This window comes from Streptomyces sp. NPDC087428, assembly GCF_044744085.1.
Lineage (GTDB): Bacteria > Actinomycetota > Actinomycetes > Streptomycetales > Streptomycetaceae > Streptomyces.
In genome coordinates, this window is the sequence record NZ_JBIUXR010000002.1 from 515,431 (window position 1) to 540,163 (window position 24,733).

Annotated in this window: 23 protein-coding genes; 12 read left to right on the forward strand and 11 right to left on the reverse strand. The window is 70.8% G+C overall.

Annotated elements, in window-relative coordinates:
* Nucleotides 1–49: 49 nt before the first annotated feature.
* On the forward strand, nucleotides 50–1,006 hold the full coding sequence (locus ACIO3R_RS06030) for a phosphatase PAP2 family protein (protein WP_402103702.1): 957 nt from the start codon (nucleotides 50–52) through the stop codon (nucleotides 1,004–1,006).
* A gap of 107 nt (nucleotides 1,007–1,113) precedes the next feature.
* Here the strand turns inward: ACIO3R_RS06030 and ACIO3R_RS06035 are convergent, their stop codons facing one another.
* Nucleotides 1,114–4,104: a bifunctional [glutamine synthetase] adenylyltransferase/[glutamine synthetase]-adenylyl-L-tyrosine phosphorylase gene (locus tag ACIO3R_RS06035; RefSeq protein ID WP_402103705.1), complete on the reverse strand. Its 2,991-nt coding sequence runs from the start codon at nucleotides 4,102–4,104 to the stop codon at nucleotides 1,114–1,116.
* A 172-nt stretch (nucleotides 4,105–4,276) separates the two neighbouring features.
* On the opposite strand from ACIO3R_RS06035, the gene ACIO3R_RS06040 reads away from it, so the two are divergent.
* Entirely contained in the window at nucleotides 4,277–4,816 is a 540-nt protein-coding gene (locus ACIO3R_RS06040) for a pyridoxamine 5'-phosphate oxidase family protein (protein WP_385035969.1), read from the forward strand.
* Between the two features lie 46 nt (nucleotides 4,817–4,862).
* Here ACIO3R_RS06040 and ACIO3R_RS06045 read toward each other — a convergent pair whose 3' ends face one another.
* From ACIO3R_RS06045 to ACIO3R_RS06055, 3 genes are all read right to left on the reverse strand, one after another.
* The gene (locus ACIO3R_RS06045) at nucleotides 4,863–5,666 is read right to left on the reverse strand and encodes a putative protein N(5)-glutamine methyltransferase (protein WP_402103711.1); all 804 of its coding nucleotides are present in this window, start codon (nucleotides 5,664–5,666) and stop codon (nucleotides 4,863–4,865) included.
* Between the two features lie 280 nt (nucleotides 5,667–5,946).
* Nucleotides 5,947–6,174: a hypothetical protein gene (locus tag ACIO3R_RS06050; RefSeq protein ID WP_385035971.1), complete on the reverse strand. Its 228-nt coding sequence runs from the start codon at nucleotides 6,172–6,174 to the stop codon at nucleotides 5,947–5,949.
* Between the two features lie 130 nt (nucleotides 6,175–6,304).
* The gene (locus ACIO3R_RS06055; RefSeq protein WP_402104228.1) at nucleotides 6,305–7,804 is read right to left on the reverse strand and encodes an MDR family MFS transporter; all 1,500 of its coding nucleotides are present in this window, start codon (nucleotides 7,802–7,804) and stop codon (nucleotides 6,305–6,307) included.
* Between the two features lie 158 nt (nucleotides 7,805–7,962).
* On the opposite strand from ACIO3R_RS06055, the gene ACIO3R_RS06060 reads away from it, so the two are divergent.
* A complete protein-coding gene (locus tag ACIO3R_RS06060) occupies nucleotides 7,963–8,553 on the forward strand; it encodes a TetR family transcriptional regulator (protein ID WP_385035972.1) in 591 nt (196 codons plus the stop codon).
* A gap of 130 nt (nucleotides 8,554–8,683) precedes the next feature.
* On the opposite strand, the gene ACIO3R_RS06065 is transcribed toward ACIO3R_RS06060, so the two are convergent.
* Together ACIO3R_RS06065 and ACIO3R_RS06070 are read right to left on the reverse strand one after the other, a co-directional pair.
* On the reverse strand, nucleotides 8,684–9,049 hold the full coding sequence (locus ACIO3R_RS06065) for a hypothetical protein (protein ID WP_385035973.1): 366 nt from the start codon (nucleotides 9,047–9,049) through the stop codon (nucleotides 8,684–8,686).
* Between the two features lie 14 nt (nucleotides 9,050–9,063).
* Nucleotides 9,064–10,317 carry a helix-turn-helix transcriptional regulator gene (locus ACIO3R_RS06070; RefSeq protein ID WP_402103715.1) on the reverse strand — a complete coding sequence of 418 codons (1,254 nt, stop codon included), beginning with the start codon at nucleotides 10,315–10,317 and terminating at the stop codon, nucleotides 9,064–9,066.
* Nucleotides 10,318–10,726: 409 nt separating this feature from the next.
* Here ACIO3R_RS06070 and ACIO3R_RS06075 point away from each other — a divergent pair, with 409 nt between their 5' ends.
* Nucleotides 10,727–11,050, forward strand: a complete 324-nt coding sequence (locus ACIO3R_RS06075; protein ID WP_402103719.1) for a hypothetical protein — start codon at nucleotides 10,727–10,729, stop codon at nucleotides 11,048–11,050.
* 50 nt (nucleotides 11,051–11,100) lie between these two features.
* Here the strand turns inward: ACIO3R_RS06075 and ACIO3R_RS06080 are convergent, their stop codons facing one another.
* The gene (locus ACIO3R_RS06080) at nucleotides 11,101–12,309 is read right to left on the reverse strand and encodes an NADH:flavin oxidoreductase (RefSeq protein ID WP_402103722.1); all 1,209 of its coding nucleotides are present in this window, start codon (nucleotides 12,307–12,309) and stop codon (nucleotides 11,101–11,103) included.
* A gap of 106 nt (nucleotides 12,310–12,415) precedes the next feature.
* Nucleotides 12,416–12,640 (reverse strand): cold-shock protein, encoded by a 225-nt coding sequence (locus ACIO3R_RS06085; protein ID WP_385035977.1) that lies wholly within the window; start codon nucleotides 12,638–12,640, stop codon nucleotides 12,416–12,418.
* 101 nt (nucleotides 12,641–12,741) lie between these two features.
* Between ACIO3R_RS06085 and ACIO3R_RS06090 the strand changes: the two genes are divergently transcribed.
* Both ACIO3R_RS06090 and ACIO3R_RS06095 read left to right on the forward strand, forming a co-directional pair.
* On the forward strand, nucleotides 12,742–13,674 hold the full coding sequence (locus ACIO3R_RS06090) for a LysR family transcriptional regulator (RefSeq protein WP_402103725.1): 933 nt from the start codon (nucleotides 12,742–12,744) through the stop codon (nucleotides 13,672–13,674).
* A gap of 74 nt (nucleotides 13,675–13,748) precedes the next feature.
* Nucleotides 13,749–14,291: a sugar O-acetyltransferase gene (locus ACIO3R_RS06095; RefSeq protein ID WP_385035979.1), complete on the forward strand. Its 543-nt coding sequence runs from the start codon at nucleotides 13,749–13,751 to the stop codon at nucleotides 14,289–14,291.
* Between the two features lie 124 nt (nucleotides 14,292–14,415).
* Here the strand turns inward: ACIO3R_RS06095 and glnA are convergent, their stop codons facing one another.
* Entirely contained in the window at nucleotides 14,416–15,777 is a 1,362-nt protein-coding gene (gene glnA, locus ACIO3R_RS06100) for a type I glutamate--ammonia ligase (RefSeq protein ID WP_123526403.1), read from the reverse strand.
* Between the two features lie 285 nt (nucleotides 15,778–16,062).
* On the opposite strand from glnA, the gene ACIO3R_RS06105 reads away from it, so the two are divergent.
* The 6 genes from ACIO3R_RS06105 (at nucleotide 16,063) to ACIO3R_RS06130 (ending at nucleotide 22,112) form a co-directional block, all read left to right on the forward strand.
* Nucleotides 16,063–16,707, forward strand: a complete 645-nt coding sequence (locus ACIO3R_RS06105) for a DUF3105 domain-containing protein (protein ID WP_385035990.1) — start codon at nucleotides 16,063–16,065, stop codon at nucleotides 16,705–16,707.
* Nucleotides 16,708–16,742: 35 nt separating this feature from the next.
* Nucleotides 16,743–17,453, forward strand: coding sequence for a DUF305 domain-containing protein (locus ACIO3R_RS06110; RefSeq protein ID WP_402103729.1), 711 nt, complete (start codon nucleotides 16,743–16,745; stop codon nucleotides 17,451–17,453).
* A gap of 136 nt (nucleotides 17,454–17,589) precedes the next feature.
* Nucleotides 17,590–18,015: a CBS domain-containing protein gene (locus tag ACIO3R_RS06115; protein ID WP_385346594.1), complete on the forward strand. Its 426-nt coding sequence runs from the start codon at nucleotides 17,590–17,592 to the stop codon at nucleotides 18,013–18,015.
* A gap of 110 nt (nucleotides 18,016–18,125) precedes the next feature.
* On the forward strand, nucleotides 18,126–18,644 hold the full coding sequence (locus tag ACIO3R_RS06120) for a hypothetical protein (protein ID WP_402103732.1): 519 nt from the start codon (nucleotides 18,126–18,128) through the stop codon (nucleotides 18,642–18,644).
* A 62-nt stretch (nucleotides 18,645–18,706) separates the two neighbouring features.
* A complete protein-coding gene (locus tag ACIO3R_RS06125; RefSeq protein ID WP_402103736.1) occupies nucleotides 18,707–20,278 on the forward strand; it encodes a multicopper oxidase family protein in 1,572 nt (523 codons plus the stop codon).
* 79 nt (nucleotides 20,279–20,357) lie between these two features.
* Nucleotides 20,358–22,112: an NAD+ synthase gene (locus tag ACIO3R_RS06130; protein ID WP_385035984.1), complete on the forward strand. Its 1,755-nt coding sequence runs from the start codon at nucleotides 20,358–20,360 to the stop codon at nucleotides 22,110–22,112.
* A 45-nt stretch (nucleotides 22,113–22,157) separates the two neighbouring features.
* On the opposite strand, the gene ACIO3R_RS06135 is transcribed toward ACIO3R_RS06130, so the two are convergent.
* Both ACIO3R_RS06135 and ACIO3R_RS06140 read right to left on the reverse strand, forming a co-directional pair.
* Nucleotides 22,158–23,381 (reverse strand): MFS transporter, encoded by a 1,224-nt coding sequence (locus ACIO3R_RS06135; RefSeq protein WP_385035985.1) that lies wholly within the window; start codon nucleotides 23,379–23,381, stop codon nucleotides 22,158–22,160.
* Between the two features lie 215 nt (nucleotides 23,382–23,596).
* Nucleotides 23,597–24,619: an endonuclease/exonuclease/phosphatase family protein gene (locus ACIO3R_RS06140; protein WP_385035986.1), complete on the reverse strand. Its 1,023-nt coding sequence runs from the start codon at nucleotides 24,617–24,619 to the stop codon at nucleotides 23,597–23,599.
* Nucleotides 24,620–24,733: the final 114 nt, after the last annotated feature.

Genomic DNA, 24,733 nt, shown 5'->3' on the forward strand with positions numbered 1-24,733 from the left:
GCCGGAGGATCATCAGGCGGAGGGGGCAAATCTGGCAGACTCTGTGGCTATGGGTGAATTGAGCGTGAAACCACAGGAAGGCCGCACGGAGGCCACCCCGTCACCCATCGTGAACGAGGCGGCTCCCGAGGCGAACGCGAAGCAACCCGGCAACGTGAACCGGATGCGCAGACTGCGTGACCGCAGCCTGGCAGGACTGCGTGCCCCGCGGTCCCCCAGACGGCCACGCCTCTGGTTCGAAATCCTGCTGATCGCGGTCAGTTACTGGCTGTACTCGCTGGTGCGCAACGCCGTCCCCGAGCAGAAGGCGGCGGCCCTGGCCAACGCCGACTGGATCTGGTCGGTCGAGCGGTTCCTGGGCATCGCCGTCGAGCGGTCGGTCAACCACGCGGTCAACTCGGTGACATGGCTGATCGTGTCGATGAACTACTACTACGCGACACTGCACTTCATCGTCACCATCAGCGTGCTCGTGTGGCTGTTCCGCCGGCACCCCGGCCGCTACGCGGCAGCCCGGCTGGCCCTGTTCGCGACCACGGCGGCCGCGCTGGCCGGCTACTACCTGTTCCCGTTGGCCCCGCCCCGGCTGATGAACGGCAGCACGTTCATCGACACGGTCATGGTGCACCAGACCTGGGGTTCGATGGCCTCGGGCAACTTCAAGAACATGTCGAACCAGTACGCGGCGATGCCGTCGATGCACATCGGCTGGTCGCTGTGGTGCGGTCTGACGATCTTCGCCCTGGCCTCCGCGCCCTGGGCGAAGATCCTGGGCCTGCTCTACCCGGCGGTCACCCTGATCGTGATCGTGTCGACCGCGAACCACTTCTGGCTGGACGCGGTGGGCGGCATGGCCTGTCTGGCCTTCGGCTACGCGGTGTCGTACGCCTGGTACGGAGCGCTGCCGCACCGTCTGCCGAGGCAGATCCCCCCGAGAACGGCCCGCCGCCCCCGTCTGTCGGCGCTCTCGGTCCACCGGGCGAAGGCAGCGGCGGGCCGGAACTGACGCACCGGGCGAGGGGCGGCGTGGGCGCTGCACCGGGGCGAGGGACAGCGTGGGCGCGCCAAGGTCTTCCGGGCTCGGCCCCGGAGCCGGCCCCGCCGGTCGCGCCCTCACCCCCCGTAGAACCGCTCGTCCACCACCGCCCGTGCGCGCCGCGTGATCCGCCGGTAGTCGTCCAACATGTCCCCGACGTGACCGGGCTCGTACCCCAGGTACCGCCCCACCGCCGTCAGCTCCCGCGGCCCGGACGGAAACGTGTCGCCCGGCCTCCCCCGCACCAGCATCACCGCGTTGCGGACCCGGGTGGCGAGCACCCACGCCTCGTCCAGCGTCTGGGCGTCCTCGTCGGAGATCAGTTCCGCCGCGCGGGCGGCGGCCAGCGCCTCACGGGTCCGGGTGGTCCGCAGCCCCGGCACCGTCCAGCCGTGCTGCATCTGCATCAGCTGCACCGTCCACTCGACGTCGCTCAGCCCGCCCCGGCCCAGCTTGGCGTGGAGCGTCGGGTCCGCGCCGCGCGGCAGCCGCTCGGACTCCATCCGGGCCTTCAGCCGCCGGATCTCACGGACCGCGTCCTCCCCCAGCCCCTCCGCCGGGTAGCGCAGCGGATCGATCAGCTCGATGAAGTCGCGGCCCAGATCCATGTCACCCGCCATCGGCTCGGCCCGCAGCAGGGCCTGGCTCTCCCAGACCAGCGACCAGCGCCGGTAGTACGCCTCGTACGACTTCAGGGTGCGGACCAGCGGACCGCTCTTGCCCTCGGGGCGCAGATCGGCGTCGATGATCAGCGGCGGGTCCGCGGTGGGCAGCTGGAGCAGCCTGCGCATCTCGGCCACCACCCGGTTCGCGGCCCGGCTCGCCTCCTGCTCGTCGACGCCCTCGCGCGGCGCGTGGACGAACAGGACGTCCGCGTCGGAGCCGTAGCCGAGCTCGTGCCCGCCGAACCGGCCCATGCCGATCACCGCGAACCGGGTGGGGAGGATGTCGCCCCACTCCGCGCGCACGGCGGCCCGCAGCGCCCCGGCGATCGTGACGGCGTTCAGATCGGTGACCGCGCTGCCGACCCGGTCGACGAGCGCGCCCGGGTCCGGCTCCGCGGGGCTCTCCTCCGTGCCGTAGGAGCCGATGATGTCCGCGGACGTCGTCCGGAACAGTTCGCGCCGCCGCACCCCGCGCACCACGGCCACCGCCGATTCGGCGTCCTCCGCCCGCCCCACCGCGGCCAGCACCTCCTGCTCCAGGGCGTTGCGGCTGCGCGGCCTCAGCCCCTGCGGGTCGCCGAGGATCGCCACCGCCTCCGGGGCGCGCAGCAGCAGGTCGGGGGCGAGCCGGCCGGCCGAGAGCACCCGGGCGAGGTTCTCCGCCGCCGCGCCCTCGTCCCGCAGGAGCCGCAGGTACCAGGGGGTCTTGCCGAGCGCGTCGGACACCTTGCGGAACCCGAGCAGTCCGGCGTCCGGGTCGGCGGAGTCCGCGAACCAGCCGAGCAGCACGGGCAGCAGTGTGCGCTGGATGGCGGCCTTGCGCGAGACGCCGGACGACAGTGCCTCCAGATGCCGCAGCGCCGCCGCCGGGTCCTCGTAGCCGAGGGCTTCGAGCCGGTGCGCGGCGGCCTTCGCGCTGAGCCGGGACTCGCCGGGGGCGAGCTGGGCGACGGCGTCGAGCAGCGGCCGGTAGAACAGCTTCTCGTGCAGTCGGCGCACCACGGAGGCGTGCCGCTTCCAGGCCTGGTTGAGCTCGACGACGGGGTCGGTCCGCAGGCCGAGGGAGCGGCCGAGCCGCCGCAGATCCGGCTCGTCCTCCGGGACCAGGTGGGTGCGGCGCAGCCGGTAGAGCTGGATGCGGTGCTCCATGGCGCGCAGGAAGCGGTAGGCGTCGTCCAGCTGTGCGGCGTCCACCCGTCCCACGTAGCCGCCCCTGGCGAGGGCGCCCAGGGCGTCCAGGGTCGAGCCGCTGCGCAGGGTGGCGTCGTTGCGGCCGTGCACCAGCTGGAGCAGCTGCACGGCGAACTCGACGTCCCGCAGTCCGCCGGGGCCGAGCTTGATCTCGCGGTCGACCCGGTCGACGGGGATCGTGTCGATGACCCGGCGGCGCATCTTCTGCACGTCGGGGACGAAGTTCTCGCGGTCGGCGGCCTGCCAGACGAGCGGCGAGACGGCCTCGACGTACTCGGCTCCCAGCGAGGGGTCACCGGCCACCGGCCGGGCCTTGAGGAGCGCCTGGAACTCCCAGGTCTTGGCCCAGCGCTGGTAGTAGGCGAGGTGCGAGGACAGGGTGCGCACCAGGGGCCCGTTGCGGCCCTCCGGGCGGAGGTTGGCGTCGACGGGCCAGATGGTGCCCTCGACGGTCGTGTCGGAGCAGATCCGCATCAGATGTGCGGCCAGCCGGGTCGCGGCCGGGATGGCGGCGCTCTCCTCGGCGCCGTCGGCGGGCTCCGCCACGAAGATGACGTCGACGTCGGAGACGTAGTTCAGTTCGTGTCCGCCGCACTTGCCCATCGCGATGACGGCGAGGCGGCACTGCGCGGCGTCCTCGGGCGTGGCCGCACGGGCGATGGCGAGCGCGGCCCGCAGGGTGGCCGTCGCCAGGTCGGCCAGCTCGGCGGCGGTCTCGGCGACATCCGTCGTGCCGCACACGTCCCTGGCCGCTATCGACAGCAGGCACCGGCGGTAGGCGACGCGCAGCGCGTCCGGATCGACGGCCCCGGCCAGCTCGTGCTCGAACTCGGCCACTCCGGGGTGCAGATCGGCGGCCTCGTACGTGACGAGGGCCTGCCAGTCGCGCGGGTGGCGGGCCAGGTGGTCACCGAGCGCCTCGGACGCCCCGAGCACCCCGAGCAGCCGGTCCCGCAGCGGCTTGGCGGTGACGAGCGTGTCCAGCAGGATCTGCCGCTCGTCCGCCTCCTCCGCCTCCACGAGCCGTACGACGCCGCGCAGCGCGAGATCGGGGTCGGCGGTGGCACCGAGCGCTTCGAGCAGGACGGGGTCGGAGCGCACCGAGGACAGGTCCGGCAGGTCGAGCAGCCGCTCGGCGGCGGACGGGTCGGTGAATCCGTGCCGCAGCAATCGGGTGAACGTACTGCTCCTGCGCCCCGGCAACGTCGTCATTCCGCGCTCTCTCCTGCTCGCCGCCCGATCACGTTCCAGCTGTACGAGCCTAGTCCCGCACCGATGAATACGGAGCGGCCGCACAGTCGTACTCACGGGCGCGATCTCTTTCCGCACCCGAAGCAGCACCCTATGCAGCACCCGAAGCAGCACCCGACCGGGAGGCCCGACCATGTCCGCAGCCGAACCCCACACCGAACAGAGCGCCGAACCGCGCACCGAGCTGGACCCTCGCTTCAGCAGCCCCGGCGCGGAGCCCGCCCGCTGGGCCGACGCGCGAGAACTGCTGTCCGGCGCCGAGCTGTACTGGCTGACGACGGTGCGCCCGGACGGCCGCCCGCACGTCACCCCGCTGATCGGGGTCTGGTGGCGTGGCGCGCTGCACTTCTGCACCGGTGCGCAGGAGCGCAAGGCCCGCAACCTCGCGGCGAACCCCGAAGTGGTCCTCACCACCGGCACCAGTACCTGGGCGGAGGGTTTCGACCTGGTGGTGGAGGGCCGGGCGGACCGGGTGACGGACGAGGGCCCGCTGACCGCTCTCGCCGGGGCCTGGGCGGCGAAGTACGGAGCGGTCTGGCACTTCGACGTCGCCGACGGCGTGTTCGTGGGTGCCCAGGGCAACCGGGCCGAGGTCTTCGCCGTGTCCCCGCGTACGGTCTTCGGCTTCGGCAAGGGCGAGCCGTTCACCCAGACCCGCTGGCGCTTCGCCTGAGAGTCCGACGGACCGGCCGCCCCCGCTCGCGCCCGCCGCCTCCTCCTCAGGGGGCGGCGGGCATGGTCCCGATCACGACCGTGGCGTACAGCTCGTCGGAGGAGACCACCCGCGGGATCAGCCCGCTGCCGCCCACGGTCTCCTCGGCACGGGCCGCCTGCCGTTCGCTGGTCTCGACCAGCAGGCTGCCCCCCGGTGCCAGCCACCTCGGCGCCTCGGCGGCCACCCGCCGCATCACGTCGAGTCCGTCGCCGCCGCCGTCGAGCGCGACCCGCGGCTCGTGCACGCGCGCCTCCGCGGGGAGCAGTGCGACGTCACCGGTCGGTACGTACGGCACGTTGGCGAGCAGTACGTCCACGCGCCCGCGCAGCGAGTCGGGCAGCGGTGCGAAGAGGTCGCCCTCGTAGACCCGGCCCAGCTCACCGATATTGCGCCGGGCGCAGCGCACCGCGGCGGCTTCGACGTCGGAGGCGTGGAGTTCGACCCCGTCCAGGGCCGCGGCGAGCGCGGCGCCAAGCGCGCCCGTTCCGCAGCAGAGGTCGACCACGACGACGGGGCCCGGGGACCTCGGGGCGAGTGCCGCGGCCTGCCGGATGAGGAACTCGGTGCGTCGGCGGGGGACGAAGACCCCGGGGTCCACGGCGATCCGCAGTCCGCTGAACTCGGCCCAGCCCAGGACGTGTTCCAGGGGGAGACCGGAGACGCGGCGTTCCACCATGGCGGTGAGCGCGGCGGGGCCGGTGGCGGTGGAGGCGATCAGGTCCGCCTCGTCCTCGGCGAATACGCAGCCCGCGGTGCGGAGTGTGGTGACGAGGGTGGAGAGGGCAAGGGGTGACAGCGGGACCGGCATGAAGCGGAGCCTTTCGGGAAAACGCCGATGGGTGCTCCGCGGCCGGTTATGTCCGGTCGGCCACGCGTTGACGAGGGGCGAGCACCCAGCCTGATACAGCGGTGATGGGTCCCACCTCCTTCGTCCGTCCCCGTACGGGGAAATCCTCGTTATGTCCCCGTACGGAGACACATTCTCGTGTCACGTCCCCGGTGCGGGAACGGGTTCTTGGGTCACGTCCCCGTGCGGGGAAGCGTCACCCTACCCCAGCGGGCCCGGACCGTTCCGGACCGCGGGGGCGTCAGTGCTTCCGGGGCCGCCAGTCGTTGCCGCCGTCGACGAAGCGGTTGTGGACGGCGATCGAGGTGTTGGCCGCGCGAATGTGCCGCGCCTCCGCGCTGTGTTGCCGCTCGATCTGCTGGCCGTCGAAGTTGTCCGTGGGGCGGCGCCGTTCCTTCAGCACCAGCTTCACGATCAGGAAGACGACCACGCCCAGCAGCACGCCGAACAGCACGAAGATCTCAGCCATGGCTCCCCCGTCCACTGCGGCCTCTGGTGCCATTGTCAGTGATCGGACAGGTCCAGTCCACCGGAATCACGGGCTCCGGGGCGGACCCCTCTCCCGGAGCCCGCCCCGCCCGCGTCGATGCCCGCGCCGGCTACAGATCCACGCTGTCGCGCAGCTTGGTCGGGGTGAGGAACAGGGCGGCGATCACGCCGACGACCGAGATGGCCGCCGAGATCAGGAAGATGTGCCCCGTCGCGTCGCCGTACGCGGCCCGCACGACCTCGCGGATCTCCGGCGGCATGGCCGCCACGTTCAGCGTGGAGCCGCCGGAGGACGAGGCCGCCGGGTCGACGCCGAGCTTCGTCAGGCCGGACGCGATCTTCGTGGCGACCTGGTTGGCGAGGACAGCGCCGAGGACCGAGACGCCGATGGTGCCGCCGAGCGAGCGGAAGAAGGTGATCGCGCCGCTGGCCGCGCCGAGTTCACTGAGCGGGACGGTGTTCTGGAGAACGAGAACGAGGTTCTGCATCGACATGCCGACGCCGATCCCGACCGCGAGCATGCCGATCGAGACGAGGACGAGCGGTGTCTCGTGGTCGATGGTGGACAGTCCCAGGAAGCCAAGAGTGAGGACGACGACACCGGTGATGATGTACGGCTTCACCTTGCCGGTCCTCGACACCATCCGGCCGGCCACGGTCGAGGAGACCAGCACGCCGAACATCAGCGGAATGGTGAGCAGTCCGGCCTCGGTCGGCGAGTAGCCGCGTCCGATCTGGAAGTACTGGCCGAGGAAGACCGCCCCGCCGAACATGGCCATACCGACCGCGAGGCTCGCGACGATGGCGAGGGCGGGGTCCCGGCGGCGCACGACGTGGAGCGGCACGACGGGCTCCTTGACCCGTGCCTCCACGGCCACGGCACCGCCGAGGATCACCGCGCTCGCACCGACCATGGCGGCCGTCTGCCAGGACAGCCAGTCGAAGTCGTTGCCGACGAAGGTGACCCAGAGGAGCAGCACGCTGACGCCGACGGCGATGAGCGAGGCGCCCAGGTAGTCGACCTTGGTGTCGGGGCGCCGGATCTCGGTGAGGTGCAGGGTGCGGGTGAGCATCACGAAGGCGATCAGCGTGAACGGTACGGCGATGAAGAAGCACCAACGCCAGCCGAGCCACGAGGTGTCGGTGATGAAGCCGCCCAGCAGCGGGCCGCCGACCGTGGCGACGGCCATGACGCCGCCGAGGTAACCGTTGTAGCGGCCGCGCTCCTTGGGGCTGATCATCGCCGCGATGATGACCTGCACGAGTACCTGGAGTGCGCCCATGCCGAGGCCCTGGAGGGCGCGGAAGGCGATCAACTGCTCGGTGGACCGGGCGAATCCGCAGGCGATCGACGCGACGACGAAGATGCCGATGGATATCTGGAGCAGCAGCTTCTTGCTGAAGAGGTCGGCGAGCTTGCCCCAGATCGGGGTGGAGGCCGTGGAGGCCAGCAGCATCGCGGTGACGACCCAGGTGTACTGCGACTGCGTTCCGTTGAGGGAGCCGATGATCTGCGGGAGCGCGACGGAGACCACCGTGCTGCTGGTCATCGCCACGAACAGCACGATGAGCAGACCGCTCAGGGCGCGCAGGATGTGGCGGTGGTCCATGGGCGCGATGTCGGTCGGCGCGGCCGTTTGAGCGCTCACGCTCAGCCTCCAGGAGGTATGCGGACAGGGCGACGGAGAGGACAGGAGCTCACCGTACATGCCCGTTGGGCAATTTTGCCCACTGCGCAACAATAACTGGCGGGTAGATAATGACCCCCATGGAGCGCTCTGTGGGACTGCGGGAACGCAAGAAGGAAGCCACCCGGCAGGCCGTGCACGAAGCGGCACTGCGGCTGACCGTCGAGCACGGCTTCGACCAGGTCACGGTGGAGGCCGTCGCGGACGCGGCCGGGATCTCCCGCAGAACGTTCTCCAATTACTTCACCGGCAAGGAGGACGCCCTCCTGTACGGCGAGGAGCAGCAGATAGGAGACCTCGTCCGCGCGGTACGCGAACGTCCCGCAGAGGAGAGTCCCTGGACCGCGCTGCGGGCAGCGGTGGCACAGTTCGCCGAACGGCTGGCACCCCCGGAACGCGAATGGGCCGTCCGCACCCGCCTGGCCATGCGCCACCCCTCCCTGCTCGCCCGCCAGCTCGCCAACCACGCGGCCCTGGAACGCGACCTGGCCGAAGCGGTGGCCGCCCGCCGGGGCCACTCGACGTGCCCCGTCCGCCCCCTGGTCCTCGCGGCGGCGTTCCTCTCGTCGATCCGGATCGCGATGCGGATGTGGATCGAGGAGGACCTGGCCCGCGAGCCGGCCGAGGTGATCGACGAGATCCTCGACGAGATGGGGCGGAGCTTCGCCTGAGCGCTTGGCGCCGGGGGGCGGGGGCGGGGGAACACGGAGAAGGGCCGGCGGTCATGGTGACCGTCGGCCCTCACGCGTAGGCGTTGGCCCCGTAGCCGGCTCGCCGGCCCGGGTCAGCGGGGCATCGCAGTCAGGTCAGTGCCTTCTCGATGGCCTCGAAGATATCCGCGTCGGTCTCCTGCTGCCAGGACGGCAGGCCGGGCCAGTCGGCCACGTACCCGGGCTTCGGCTCCTCGAAGTGCTTGAACATCTGGGCCGTCCAACAGGTGGCGACGAAACGGCTCTTCTGCTCACGGGAGAGCCTTGACGTGTGACCGCCACTGAGGTCGATGAAGTGCCGCACCTGTTCGTAGACCGACCCCGCCGCCTCACGCTCCCACTGCGGGATGTCGTCCCACGGGGTGACGTACCCGGCCTTGGGCTCCCCGGGAAAGTGCTGGTGCACTCCCGCGATCCACGTCTCCCGGAACAGTCGTGCACCTTCGATCTGCGACATGCCCACCCCTCTCGTCACGGCGTGCCCAACGTGGCGATCTCCGACCCCAGTTCAGCCACTCGTCGGTCACGGCTCAAGGGGCCGAACTCGTCGCACAGGGCTCGGAGTCTACGGGCGACGTAGCCGGATCCCGAGGCTCGGGCCAGGCCGATGGCCTCGTTCCCGTACGCGACGACCTGTTCGGTATCCCGCCGCTTCGCGCCGATGACTGCAAGATCGGTCAGCACAGCTCCGCGCCGCCGGTACGACTGCCCGGATGCCAGGGCTGTCTGCTTGAGCGCTCTGCGCAACGCGTCCTCCGCCAAGTCGAGGCGGCCCAGCTGTAGGTAGCGGGACCCGCGCTGCTCGATCAGACGCGTACCGTCGAAGCGGAGCCAGCCACCGTTGACGCTGTCGGCAGCGAGGTCGCGGACCGACTCGGCCCGGTCCATGGCACGTTCGCAGCCATCCAGGTCACCGAGACCCGCGTATGCCTCCGCCTGGACCGAGGCGACCCAATGCCGGGTCGAGAGGCTGCTGTCGCCCCGGCCGGCAAGTCGCGCGGCTGCACCGAGCATCTGCACCACTTGCCGATAGCGCTGCTCGGACATGTCCACGTAGGCATGTCGGACAAGGGCACAAGCCCACAGGTCATATGTCGCGGCATCCTTGCTGACCGACGCCGCCAACACGTACGAAGCCACGGCATCGGAATACCGGCTGCCGTCGAACGCCACCTCGCCGGCCAGCTGAAACAGGTCAGCTGCCGCGCTCAGCAGAGCGCCACGGCTCCCGCGATTGCCCGCCAGGGCCTGGTTCAGTGTTGTCAGCTGATCCCGGACCACGGGGTAGACAGAACCTTTGGAGCGGGCCAGCTGGTAAACCTGCCAGAGATGGCTGTTCATACGTGCGAAGTCGGCCGGGTTCCCTCTGTGCACACCCTCGACGAGGGCCTCGGCCTCCTCGACCGGCAGAACGCTCAGCGCACCGCTGATGGTCAGAATGCGGAGGAATTCGCGGCGGATCATTTCGTCGGGGTCTCCCGCGTTCGAGGGCTCGCTGGACTGGTGCCCGCCGCTATCCCGGTCTGCGGTTCGCGCTGGTGCCAGGAGAGCGTCCAACTCTTCGAGACTGACTTCGAGAGCGATGGCCAGGCCTCGCCGCTGAGGCGGCTGCGGATCAATTCTTCCGCTTTCCCAGCGCCCGACCGTTGTGCGGTCAACACCGAGTAACTGGGCCAATTTCTCCTGACTGTAGCCCAGGGTCCTGCGCCGTTTCGCCAGCCTCATGACGCCCTCCTCCCGCGATTTCGGCCGCCTCCGCGCCCCATGCCCGGATCTGCGTCAAGAGTGCCTCATCGATGCCGTGGAGACCTTCGACTCCACCCGCTTACCTGGTTGTTGACCCGGAAGAGCACCGAAACGCACGCAGGAGCGAGGCCATGACCACGAGAGCCACAGCTGAGACACGCCGCCGGGACCACACAACACTGGCGCACGGCCCCGGCGAGGAACAGCGTGTGATCATGACGCTCCGGGTCTCCCGTGACTCCGGCCGGACGTGGGGGCCACGGACGGAAGTGTCGTTGGCCAAGGACCCGGTGGTACCCATCAGCCCCTTCGGGTTCCCGCCGTGTGCGTGCCCGCTGTGCGCGAGGCAGGAGCGGGACTCGACAAGCCCCCTCCGCATGGTGCCGTGATGCAGTGCACACGCTGGCGTCGGCTGCCCCTGAACCTGGCCCAGGACGCACGGGAACGGGCTCCCTCGGGATGTGTTGACCGCGCTGTTCAGTGCCAGCTGTCCACGCACGACGATGACAGGCACTACGGCTTCCTCGACGACCTGTCCTACGGCACCGCGTTGTGGCTCTGGTGGCACGGGACCGATGTGGGCCTGGCCACGCTGTCGGACTGCACGACGGCCGACCTGCGGCCCGGCGGGGAGGGCTGCGGCCTGTTCGCCGGCCATACCGAACAGCACACTTGGGAAGAGACCCCTCCTTCGGAGGAGACAAACACCTGAAGGGATGGACCAGTCTTGGGGTCGCGGCCCTTCAGCCCCCGCACAACGCCCTACCGTCCGTCGATCAGCGGACAATGGGTCCCCGTGTAGATCGTGGGCATGCAGCGGTTGCAGTGGATGCACTCCGAGCGGGTGGCGGTGTCGCGCTCGATGCGGTGCAGCAGGTCGGGTTCGCGGAGCAGGGCGCGGGCCATGGCGACGAAGTCGAAGCCCTCCGCCATGGCGCGGTCCATGCCCTGGCGGTCGGTGATGCCGCCCAGGAGGATCAGCGGCAGCCGCAACGCGGCGCGGAACTGCCGGGCGGCGTCCAGCAGGTAGAGCGGCTGGTACGGGTAGGTGCGGAAGAAGGTGCGGCCGAGCGCCCGGATCGCCAGGCGTTGCGGGAGCGGGAAGTTGGCCGCGAACTCGGTGATGGGGGCGTCGCCCCGGAAGAGGTACATCGGGTTCAGCAGGGAGCTGCCCGCCGTCAGTTCGAGGGCGTCCACCGAGCCGTCCTCCTCAAGCCAGCGCGCGACCTGGAGGCTGTCGTCGAGGGTGAGCCCGCCGGGCGCGCCGTCCTTCATGTTCAGTTTGGCGGTGATGGCGATGCGGTCGCCCAGCGCGTCGCGTACCGCCCGGGTGATGCCCAGCGCCACGGCGGCGCGGGAGCGCAGGGAGCCGCCGAAGGCGTCGGTGCGGCGGTTCAGACGGGGGCTGAGGAAGGCGCTGGCCAGGTAGTTGTGGCCGAGGTGGATCTCCACGGCGTCGAAGCCGGCCTCGGCCGCCAGTAACGCCGCCTCGGCGTGGGCCTCGACGACGCGGGCGATGTCATCGGCGGTGGCCGCCTTGTTGCGGCGCATGCTGAGGGGGTTGAAGCCGGCCATCGGGGCGAGGGCGGGCAGTCCGTTGGAGCGGCCGTCCGCCACCGGTCCGGCGTGGCCCAGCTGGGCGCAGACCGCGGCCCCGGTGCCGTGCACCGCCTCCGTCAGCCCGCGCAGCCCCGGCAGCGCCTCGGGCCGCATCCACAGCTGGCGGCGCTCGGTGCGGCCCTCCGGGGACACCGCGCAGTAGGCGACGGTGGTCATGGCGACACCGCCCGCCGCGGGGCGCAGGTGGTAGTCGATGAGCTCCTGGGTGACCAGCGCCTCGGGGGTGGCGCCCTCGAAGGTCGCGGCCTTGATCACCCGGTTACGCAGCCTCAGCGGCCCCAGCCGGGCCGGTGCCAGCACATCCGGCGCGCCGTGAGGCGCACCCCTCGTTGCTCCCGATTCGTCCGGCATGGCGCGCACTATCGCAGAGAACTGACGAATAGTCAGTAGAGGCGCGGTCGCGGATCCGGCCCGTGCCCGCAGGTGGTCACCGATGGCTCCGGGGCGACTGTGGACGTCAGTCGGACCGCGGCACGATGCTCAGCGCGCGGTAGTCGTACCCGTCCTGTTTGAAGCCGGGCGCTTCCCAGACGAGGTCCACGCGCTGTCCGGGCGTCAGGGTGCGGAAACCGCGCTTCTGTATGTCGGAGTAGTGGCCGAAGCAGCCGCCGGGGGTCTCGGGGGAATCGAGCACGCCCCACCCTTCCTCGTCGCGCCACTCCCGAACCGTCGCAATCACCATGGGCCGGATCATATGGGCACCGCCCGCGCAGGCCCGTGCGGGTACCCACAACCGATCCTCGCCGGCCACAACGATCAGTTGTACGTACCTAGACTGAACCGGTGGACACCGAGGCACTGCGCACGTTCGTCCGGGCCGCCGAGCTGGGACGGCTGCGGCACGCCGCCGATGAGCTGGGCGTGACACAGCAGGCGGTCTCGAAGCGGATCGCCGCCCTGGAGCGCGAGCTGGAGGTCCGCCTGTTCACCCGCACCCCCCGAGGGGTGGAGCTGACGCTCGACGGCCAGGCGTTCCTCCCCCACGCGCGGAGCATCGTGGCGGGTGTCGAGCGCGCCGTCAGCGCCGTCAGGCCGGGCTCCCGGGCCCTTCGGATCGATGTCCTCGGTCTGCGGAGCGCACAGTCCGTCATGCTGCACGACTACTGGCGGTCGCGTCCCGGAACCGAGCTGGACGTGGTGACCCTCCGGGTCAACGACCCGCGCGTGGCGGTCGCCGCCGTCGAGGCGGGCGATATCGACGCCTCGTTCCGCACCGTCACCGACCCGGCGGTCCTGCCGCCCGCCGTACGGATGATCCACGCGTTCGACTCACCGCTGGAACTCCTCGTCGGCCCGGGGCATCCGCTGGCCTCCGCGCGCGAACTGACGCCACCGCAGTTGCGCGAGCACCGGATCTGGGTGCCGGGCATCGCGCCCCGGAGCGAGTGGTCGGAGTTCTACGACCAGCTCGCCACCGACTTCGATCTGCGCATCGACGCGGCGGGCCCGCACTTCGGGGACGAAGTACTCCTGGACACCCTCGCGGAGTCCGCGGAGGTGGCCACCTTCGTGGGGGCGCGCGACCGGTACACCTGGCCGGCGGACCACGACCTGCGTCGCATCCCCGTGGTGAGTCCGACTCTCGCCTACCCGCTCTCGCTCATCCTCCCCGCGGCGAATCCGCATCCAGGACTTCGCGGAATCATCGCCCACCTCCACAGCCTGCCGGGGCTCCCCGGGCCGGTCTGGCGCCCGGCCTGGGCGCCACAGAGGTGAACCGGCCGGGGGCCGGCGAGACCTGTCCAGCCACCGGCACACCAGCACACCGGACAAAGACAAAGGATCGTGACGTGCCCAGCGACCGTTTCATGCGCATCCACAGCCCCGAGTTCCAGGCCATGTCCGAGCGGGTCCTGCGGGTCACCCAGCTCACCTCCCGCCTGAACGTCCTGCCCTTCGAGGACGAGGCAGGAAAGGCGGAACTGTTCGAACAGATCCTCGCCAGGCCGCTGCCGCCGAGAGTGACGATCTATCCGCCCTTCTACACGGATCACGGCCTTCGACTGGACCTCGGGGAGCGCGTGTTCATCAACCAGAACTGCACGTTCCTGGACTACGCCGGCATCCGGCTCGGCGAGCGGGTGATGGTCGGACCCAACGTCATGTTCATCACCCTCGGCCACCCGGTCGATCCCGGGGAGCGACGGGAATGGCTGACCGGCGCGCCCATCGACGTGGCCGAGAACGTGTGGATCGGCGCCGGCGCCAAGATCCTGCCGGGCGTCAGCATCGGCCGCGACGCGGTCATCGCGGCCGGCTCGGTCGTGGCCGACGACGTTCCGCCGGCCAGCCTGGTGACCGGCGGCAAGGCGACCGTGCGGCGACGGTGGTGACCCCCGCTCGGGGCGGCTCAGGGGGCCGAGGGGCAGCCTGACGCGTCCACATGCTTTCGGGCCGACGGTGTCGCACCGTCGGCCCGAAGTCACGTACGAGCGCCTCTGCTTAGCCGCCCCACGCCTACAGCACCGGCAGCAGGTTCTTCAGCTCGAAGGCGGTGACCTCGCTGCGGTACTCCTCCCACTCCTGCTTCTTGTTGCGGAGGAAGAAGTCGAAGACGTGCTCGCCCAGCGTCTCCGCGACCAGTTCGCTCTTCTCCATGAGCGAGATCGCCTCGCCCAGGTTCTGCGGGAGCGGCTCGATGCCCATCGCGCGGCGCTCGGCGTCGGAGAGGGCCCAGACGTCGTCGTCGGCGCCGGCCGGGAGTTCGTAGCCCTCCTCGATGCCCTTGAGGCCGGCGGCCAGCAGGACCGCGTAGGTCAGGTACGGGTTGGCGCCGGAGTCGATGGAGCGGACCTCGACGCGGGCCGAGCCGGTCTTGCCGGGCTTGTACATCGGGACCCGGATCAGCGCGGAGCGGTTGTTGTGGCCCCAGCAGATGTACGAGGGGGCCTCGCCGCCGGCGCCCGCGGCGCGGGAGGAGCCGCCCCAGATGCGCTTGTAGGAGTTGACCCACTGGTTGGTCACGGCGGAGATCTCCGCGGCGTGCATCAGCAGGCCCGCGATGAAGGAGCGGCCGACCTTGGAGAGCTGGTACTCGGCGCCGGACTCGTAGAACGCGTTGCGGTCGCCCTCGAAGAGGGAGAGGTGGGTGTGCATGCCGGAGCCGGGGTACTCGGAGAACGGCTTCGGCATGAACGTCGCCTGCACGCCCTGCTCCAGCGCGACCTGCTTCATGACCAGGCGGAACGTCATGATGTTGTCGGCGGTGGAGAGCGCGTCCGCGTACCGCAGGTCGATCTCCTGCTGGCCGGGGGCTCCCTCGTGGTGGCTGAACTCGACCGAGATGCCCATCGATTCGAGCATCGTGATCGCCTGGCGGCGGAAGTCCATCCCGACGTTCTGCGGGGTGTGGTCGAAGTAGCCGGAGCTGTCCGCGGGGGTGGGACGGCTGCCGTCGACCGGCTTGTCCTTCAGCAGGAAGAACTCGATCTCCGGGTGGGTGTAGAAGGTGAAACCCAGGTCGGAGGTCTTGGCCAGGATGCGCTTGAGCACGTAGCGCGGGTCGGCGAAGGACGGCGAGCCGTCCGGCATCAGGATGTCGCAGAACATCCGGGCCGTGCCGGGGGCCTCCGCACGCCAGGGCAGGATCTGGAACGTGCCCGGGTCCGGCTTGGCGATCATGTCCGACTCGTAGACCCGGGCGAAGCCCTCGATGGCCGAGCCGTCGAAGCCGATCCCCTCGTCGAACGCCTGCTCCAGCTCGGCAGGGGCCACGGCCACGGACTTGAGGTAACCGAGCACGTCGGTGAACCACAGCCGGACGAACCGGATGTCGCGCTCCTCAAGTGTCCTGAGGACGAATTCCTGCTGCTTGTCCATAGCCACATCCTTGCAGTTCAGACGGTCCGTGCACCACCGCCCGGGGTAGGGGGGAAACTCCAGTATCACGACCCGGGATTTCACCCAGATTACGCACACGACGTGAGATGGAGCACGCGGCCACCCACTACGATCGTCGGCCATGGTGTGCACGGGATGCGGCGGCCTCGCAACCGCCCTGCGCACACCGGTTTTCCGACCCGTTCCAGACCCTCATCGCCCCTTCGCAGAAGGACCCACGACATGAGCCACGAGAGCCACGACAGCAGGACTCGCACAGAGCAGATGCGCGACGCCGACCGTACGCGGGACCACCGCAACCGTGTGGTGGCCATAAGCCTCAGCGCCGTCGTCGTCGCAGGTCTCGTCGCCTTCGGGAGCTACACGCTGCTCGACAGGACCGAGGCCGCCGCGGACCAGAAGTCCGCCGACGCGAAGGGGTCGCAGCAGCACGGGGCGGACGGCAAGGACGCGGCCGACGGCGCGATCGAGGGCGAGAAGACGTGGGACGCGAAGAAGCTGACCCGCAACCACGTCACCGAGACCGTCACGTACCCGATGAAGCCCCCGGTCGGCGGTGACCACGCCCCCGTCTGGATGAACTGCGACGGCGAGGTATACAAGACGGCGATCCCCGACATGAACGCCGTGCACTCGCTGGAGCACGGGTCGGTGTGGGTGACGTACACGGACAAGGCCCCGGCCGCGGACCTGGACAAGCTCGCCGAGCGGGTCGGGAAGACCCCGTACTCGCTGATGAGCCCGTACAAGGACCAGGCGGGCGCGATCATGCTGAGTGCCTGGGGCAAGCAGGTCACGGTGGACGGCGCCGACGACCCCCGGGTGGCGCAGTTCTTCTCCGCGTACGTGCAGGGGCCGCAGACGCCCGAGCCGGGCGCGGCGTGCACCGGCGGGCGGGGGGCGGAGTGACGGTGGTTACGGAGCGCACCCGGCGCACTCGGTGGGTGGCGGGTTCCGCCGTCGCACTCGCGGTGCTGTTCGCGGGCGCCGCGACGGTGGCCTCCGCGCGGGACGACGGGGCGGACCACCACGCGGCCGCGACCGCCCCGCGCACGCCCGCGGCGGACTCGGCGGACGCCGGGTTCGCCCAGGACATGGCGGTCCACCACCAGCAGGCCGTGGAGATGTCCTTCATCGTGCGGGACCGTACGCGGGACGAGGACGTGCGCCGTCTCGCGTACGACATCGCCAACACCCAGGCCAACCAGCGGGGCATGCTGCTCGGCTGGCTGGACCTGTGGGAGCTGCCCAAGGTCGCCGCCGGGCAGGAGCCGATGGCCTGGATGGCCGGTGGGGCCAGTGCCAGTCCCGGTGGGCACGAGGGACACGACATGGGCGATATGGACGGGATGGAGGGGATGTCGGGGCACGGGGACGGTTACCAGGCCCACGACGGGTCCCTCATGCCCGGTATGGCCACCCGTACCGAGCTCGGCCGGCTCCGCGAGGCCAGTGGCAAGCAGGCCGAGATCCTGTATCTCCAGCTGATGACCGACCACCACAAGGGCGGCATCGACATGGCCCGCGGCTGCGCGGGCCTGTGCACCGTGAAGGTGGAGAAGCGGCTGGCCCAGGGCATGGTCGAGGCCCAGCAGTCCGAGCTGGACGCGATGGCCGGGATGCTGACGGAACGCGGTTCGGCGCCCCGCGCCTGAAGGGCTCCACAAGGTTCCCCGGCAGCGCAAATGCACCCGAATGGGTGATAGCGGTCGCGTACCCCGAACGGGCCCATGACGATGGGTTCGCTCGGGGTCGTACGGCAGTGCCCACCGGCACGCGGGAGGAGTCCCCATGACCACCGCCAAGGACATCATGCACACCGGCGCCACCTGGATCCCGGCGCACGAGACCCTTGACCGCGCCGCCCAGCTGATGCGCGAGCACAAGGTCGGGGCGCTGCCCATCTCGGCCAGCGGCGAGCAGGACCGGATGATCGGCATCCTCACGGACCGCGACATCGTGGTCGACTGCGTGGCGATCGGCCGGGACCCCGCGAAGGTGACCGCGGGCGACCTCGCGCAGGGCACACCGCGCTGGATCGACGCGGGCGCAGAGGTGGAGGACGTGCTGCGGGAGATGCAGAACCATCGGATCCGGCGGCTCCCGGTGGTCGAGAACAAGAAGCTGATCGGCATGATCAGCGAGGCCGATCTGGCGCAGCACCTCTCCGACGACCAGATCGCCGGCTGGGCCGAGAAGGTCTACTCCCGCACCTGACCCGCACCGCGTACGGCCCGACGACCCGACGGCCCGGCCGCCCGCCCTCCCGCCGCACGGGGCGGCGGGCCACCGCCGTTCACATACCCGGTAGGGGTAGTGTGGCCGGCATGTTCGGGACGAGGAGTGCGAGGTGCGGGCAGCTGCTGCTGTTCGCCGCACTGCTCTTCGGGATCTTCACCATGCACACCGTCGGTCATCCGGCGGAGCACAGCGGGCGGGGTGCCACCGGGACGGCTGCCTCGCACTCGATGGCCGCCGCCGCGACGGGCGTGGACGCGATGGCCATGGACGCCACGGACACCACGGCCGCTTCGCGCTCGGGGCGCTCCGAGCGCTCGGAAGCCACAAAGACAACGGACGCCACGGAGACCAGGAAGTCCACGCGCCTGGATCACCCGCGCCACGACCGTCCGGCGCCGATGCGGGGCATGGACCCGATGGCCGTCTGCCTCGCCGTGCTCTCCGTCTGGGGCCTCGCCCTGCTCACCGCGCTCATGGTGGCGCGGCGGCCCGTGGACCGCGTGCCGGGAACCTCCCCGGCCCGTGAGCCGTGGCGGCCGCGGCTCACTCCCCCGCCACGGCCTCGCAAGGCCGTCCTCACTGGTCTGTCGGTACTGCGGATATAGGCGCACCGCGCCCCCGTCCGCCCTTTCAGCACACCGACACCATCTTTGAGGTGCACTCAGTCATGCCCGCTCAGCACACCCGCCGCGCCGTCCTCGGCGCATCGATCGCCCTCGCCGGTACCGGAGTTCTCGCCGCCTGCTCCGACGGCGGCACGAGCACCGACCACTCCGGCATGAACCATGCCGGGCCGTCCGGCACGGCCGCCCCCGAGGGATACGTGGCCCCCGACGGCCCCGAGGTCGCGGCGGCCGAGAAGCGCCGGGGCTCCGGCCCCGTACGCGAGGTCTCCCTGACCGCCACCCCGTCCCGGCTCGATCTGGGCGGCGGGCACACCGTCAGCACCTGGGCGTACGGGGACCGGCTGCCCGGCAAGGAGGTACGGGTCACCGCGGGCGACACGCTCGCCCTCACCCTCGCCAACCACCTTCCGCAGCCGACCTCGCTGCACTGGCACGGGCTCGCCCTGCGCAACGACATGGACGGGGTCCCCGGGCTGACCCAGCGGGCCGTCGAACCGGGAAAGGACTTCACCTACCGGTTCTCGGTGCCGGACCCCGGCACGTACTGGTTCCACCCGCACTCGGGCGTCCAGCTGGACCGGGGGCTGTACGCGCCGCTGATCGTCGAGGACCCGAAGGAGCCGCTGTCGTACGACAAGGAGTGGGTCGTCGTCCTGGACGACTGGCTCGACGGGGTGGACGGCTCCACCCCCGACGCGGTGCTCCAGGAGCTGACCAAGGGCAGCGGTCACGGCGGGCACGCGATGGGGGCCACGCCGTCGGCCGGTGCCGGGACCGGTCCCTCGCGCATGCTCATGGGCGCCACCAGCAAGCTGCTGGGCGGTGACGCGGGCGATGTCGGCTACCCGTACTACCTGGTCAACGGCGGTACTCCGGAGGACCCGTCCGTCTTCACCGCACGGCCGGGCGACCGGATCCGGCTGCGGATCATCAACGCGGGCGGTGACACCGCGTTCCGCGTCGCGCTCGGCGGCCACCGGATGACGGTCACGCACACCGACGGCTTCCCCGTGCGGCACACCACGACGGACGCCCTGCTGATCGGCATGGGCGAGCGGTACGACGTGCTGGTGACCGCCGGGGACGGGGTGTTCCCGCTGGCCGCGTCGGCCGAGGGCAAGAAGGCCTCCGCGATGGCGCTGCTCCGTACCGGCACGGGCGCGGCGCCCACCGCCTCCGTGCAGCCGAAGGAGCTGGCCGGTCAGCTGGTGACGGCCGACCGGCTGACCCCGGACGCGTCCGTGGCGCTGCCCGTCCGTGAGCCGGACCGGACGGTGCGGATCAGGCTGACCGGTTCGATGGCGGCGTACGACTGGGCCTTCGACGGGAAGCCGTACAGCGCCGACCAGCGCCATCCGGTGCGGGCCGGGGAGCGGGTCCGGCTGGAGTTCCGGAACGCGACCTCGATGTGGCACCCGGTCCATCTGCACGGGCACACGTTCGCGCTGGCCGGGAACGCGTCCGGGGCCCGCAAGGACACCGCGATCGTGCTGCCCCGGCAGTCGCTGACGGTGGACTTCGACGCCGACAACCCGGGGCTGTGGATGCTGCACTGCCACAACCTGTACCACGCGGAGGCGGGCATGATGACGGTCGTCGGCTACCGCCGCTGACCGTCCCCCCGGCGGGCCGCACGGCTTTCCGCGCGGCCCGCCAGGACATCGCGTCAGTCAGACGATTACACTGGGCGGCGTGCCTCAACTACGCCTCGCACTGAATCAGATCGACTCGACCGTCGGTGACCTCGCCGGCAACGCCGAGGCGATCCTCCACTGGACCCGGCACTCCGCCGAGCAGGGCGCCCACCTGGTGGCGTTCCCCGAGATGGTGCTGACCGGTTACCCCGTCGAGGACCTGGCCCTGCGGTCGTCCTTCGTCGAGGCGTCGCGGGACGCGCTGCGCGCGCTCGCCGCCCGTCTCGACGAGGAGGGCTTCGGGGAACTGCCGGTCGTCGTCGGATACCTCGACCGCTCCGAGTTCCCGGCGCCGCGCTACGGCCAGCCCGCCGGGTCCCCGCGCAACGCCGCCGCGGTGCTGCACCGCGGCGGGATCGCGCTGAACTTCGCCAAGCACCACCTGCCCAACTACGGCGTCTTCGACGAGTTCCGGTACTTCGTGCCGGGCGACTCGATGCCCGTGGTGCGGGTGCACGGGATCGACGTCGCGCTCGCGATCTGCGAGGACCTGTGGCAGGACGGCGGCCGGGTACCGGCCGCACGCGCCGCCGGGGCCGGGCTGCTGCTCTCGGTCAACGCCTCGCCCTACGAGCGGGACAAGGACGACACCCGGCTGGAACTGGTCCGCAAGCGGGCCGAGGAGGCCGGCTGCACCACGGCCTATCTGGCGATGATCGGCGGTCAGGACGAGCTGGTCTTCGACGGTGACTCGATCGTCGTCGACAAGCGCGGCGAAGTGATCGCCCGTGCACCCCAGTTCGCCGAGGGCAGTGTGATCATCGATCTCGAGCTGCCGGCGGCCTCGGCCGACGCCCCCTCGGGTGTGGTGAACGACGGGCTGCGCATCGACCACGTGGTCCTCTCCGAGAAGCCGCTGCCGCCGTACGAGGCGGAGCTGGCCGGAGGGTACGCGGACCGGCTGGACGACGACGAGGAGCTGTACTCGGCGCTCGTCGTGGGCCTGCGCGCGTACGCCGCGAAGAACGGCTTCAGCAGCGTGCTCGTCGGGCTCTCCGGCGGGATCGACTCGGCGCTGGTCGCGGCGATCGGCTGCGATGCGCTGGGCGCCGAGAACGTGTACGGCATCTCGATGCCGTCGAAGTACTCCTCCGACCACTCCAAGGGCGACGCGGCCGAGCTGGCGCGGCGTACCGGGCTGAACTTCCGGACCGTACCGATCGAGCCGATGTTCGACGCGTACATGGGGTCGCTGGGGCTCACCGGTCTCGCCGAGGAGAACCTCCAGTCGCGGCTGCGCGGCACGATGCTGATGGCCGTCTCCAACCAGGAGGGCCAGATCGTCCTGGCTCCGGGCAACAAGTCGGAGCTGGCGGTCGGTTACTCGACGCTGTACGGCGACTCCGTCGGCGCGTACGGGCCGATCAAGGACGTCTACAAGACGTCGGTCTTCCGGCTGGCGAAGTGGCGCAACCGGGCCGCGGAGGAGCGCGGGCAGACCCCGCCGATCCCGGAGGCCTCCATCACCAAGCCGCCCAGCGCGGAGCTGCGTCCGGGGCAGGTCGACACGGACTCGCTGCCCGACTACGACGTGCTGGACCGGATCCTGGAGATGTACGTCGACCGGGACCAGGGGCTCGACGCGATCGTCGCAGCCGGGTTCGATCCGGCGCTGGTGGCGAAGACGCTGCGGATGGTGGACACCGCCGAGTACAAGCGGCGGCAGTACCCGCCGGGCACGAAGATCTCGCCCAAGGGCTTCGGCAAGGACCGGCGGCTGCCGATCACGAACCGCTGGCGCGAGTCCGGCTGACGCCGGGAGGGCGGGTCGCCGGGCCCGTCCGCTGACGGTTCGTCCTCAATCGCCGGACGGGCTCGACGCGGCCGGGCTCCGCTCGGCCACCGTCGCCCCCGCGCGGGCCACCACCCTCGACGGTGTGCGGTCGCGGTCCAGTACGCCAGCCGTGACCGCCACCGCGAGGCCCGCGACGGCCAGGACCGCGCCGACCAGGGCCGGGGACGTCCAGCCCCAGCCGGCCGCGATGGCCATCCCGCCGAGCCACGCGCCGCCCGCGTTGGCCAGGTTGAACGCGGAGTGGTTGGAGGCGGAGGCCAGGGTCGGGGCGTCCTTGGCCTTGTTCATGACGAGCATCTGCAACGGCGTCGTCGTCATGAAGCCGACCCCGCCCAGCAGCACCACCATGACCAGCGCGGCCCACTGCACATGGGCGGCGAACGGGAAGACCACCAGGACGACCGCGAGCGCGCCCAGCGATCCGTACAGGGTCGGACGCAGTGCCCGGTCCGTGAGCGGGCCGGCGGCGAGCGCGCCGAGGGTCATGCCGATACCGAAGAGCGCCAGCACCAGCGTCACGGAGGACTCGCCGAAGCCCATCGCCTCGGTCGTCATCGCCGAGAGGTAGGAGTACACGGCGAAGACCCCGGCGAAGCCGAAGACGGCGGTGAGCAGGCCGAGCAGCACCTGCCGGTTGCCCAGGGCCCGCAGCTCGTGGCGGACGTCGTGGTGGGCCTCGACCGGGATCCGGGGGACGAGCCGGGCGAGCGCGGCCATCGCGCACAGCCCGATCACCGCGACCACCAGGAACGTGGCCCGCCAGCCGAGGTGCTGGCCGAGCAGGGTGGCGGCGGGCACGCCGATGATGTTGGCGACGGTCAGGCCGAGGAACATCGTCGCCACGGCCCGTGCCTGGCGCCCGTCGGCGACCAGCCGGGCGGCGACGACCGCGCCGACGCCGAAGAACGCGCCGTGCGGCAGCCCGGCCAGGACGCGTCCCGCGACCAGCCAGCCGAAGCCCGGAGCGCACGCGGAGGCGAGGTTGCCGACGGTGAAGAGCGCCATCAGCAGCAGGAGCATCCGCTTGCGCGGGATGCGGGAGCCGAGGGCGGTGAGCAGTGGGGCGCCGAGCACCACACCGATCGCATAGGCCGACACGAGGTAGCCCGCCGTGGGGACGGAGGTGCCGAGATCGTCCGCGACATCGGGCAGCAGGCCCATCATCACGAACTCCGTGGTACCGATGCCGAAGGCGCTCACCGCGAGTGCGAGCAGAGCCAGAGGCATGAGGAGAGACCTTTCCGAGGGGAGCCCCGAGCTCCGCGGCGGACGGGGCCGGCCGCGGTACGGGGCGCAGGAGGGAGCCGGGGCATGGCGGCGCCGACGGGCGTGGACGCCCGAGCACACAGCGGCTCACCGGCTCCATCGCCGGTCGGCCTCGGTCCCTGATCGGAACAAATACTCTCAGATGGTTTATGCCGGGAGGTAAATGGACCGTGACGTCAGAGATTGACGCGGGCGGCGATCGGGAGGTGGTCGCTGTCCGTGGCGGGCAGGGTCCAGGACGACACCGGGTCGACGCCCTTCACCATGATCTGGTCGATCCGGGCCATCGGGAACGCGGCGGGCCAGCTGAACCCGAAGCCGTCACCGGCCGCGCCCTGGGTGGAGCGCATCTGCGAGGTGACCGCGTTGAGGGAGCGGTCGTTCATGGTGCCGTTGAGGTCGCCGAGCAGGACGACCCGGTCGAGCCGTTCGTCCGCGATGGCCTCGCCGAGTGCGTCGGCGCTCTGGTCACGCTGGTTCGCGGTGAATCCGGCGTGCAGCTTGACCCGGACCGAGGGCAGGTGCGCGACGACGAAGCCGACCTTGCCCTCGGGCGTGGCGACGGTGGTCCGCATGGCCCGGACCCAGCCCATCTTGATGTCCACCGGGCGGGTGTCGCTGATCGGGTACTTGCTCCACAGGCCGACGGTCCCCTGGACCGAGTGGTACGGGAAGCGGGCGGCGAGCGCCGATTCGTACGTCTTCACCTGCCCGGCGGGCAGCTCCTGGAGGGCGATGACGTCGGCGCCGGAGCCCGCGACCTGCTGGGCGGTGCCCGAGGGGTCGGCGTTGTCCGCGTTGACGTTGTGGGTGGCGACGGTGAGATCGCCGCCCCCGCCCGACTTGTCGGTGAGCAGTCCGCCGAACACGTTGAACCAGACCACGATCGGGAGCAGGAGCACGATCAGGGCCGTCGCGGAGCGCCGCACCAGGCCCAGCACGAGCAGCACCGGTACGAAGACGGCGATCCACGGCAGGAACGTCTCGGTGAGGCTGCCCAGGTTGCCGATGGCGTTCGGGATGTGGGAGTGCAGGAGCATCACGAAGGTCAGCAGGACCGAACAGCCTGCCAGAACGAGCCCGCGCCGCCAGATGCCCGGGTCCCGGACCAGCCTGTCGCGCAGGTCCCGGAAACGGGATCCGGAGGGCTGCGGTCCCGCGCCGCCGTTCCCGGTGTCCGCCCTGTACGCCTGCACCATCGCACTGTCCTCACTGCCTTGCCGTGCACATCGCCGCGCCAACGACCCTAGGCGATGAGCGATGCGTTTCCCGCCGTCGATGACGGCCGTACTGCCAGCAGGACGAACAAGGGG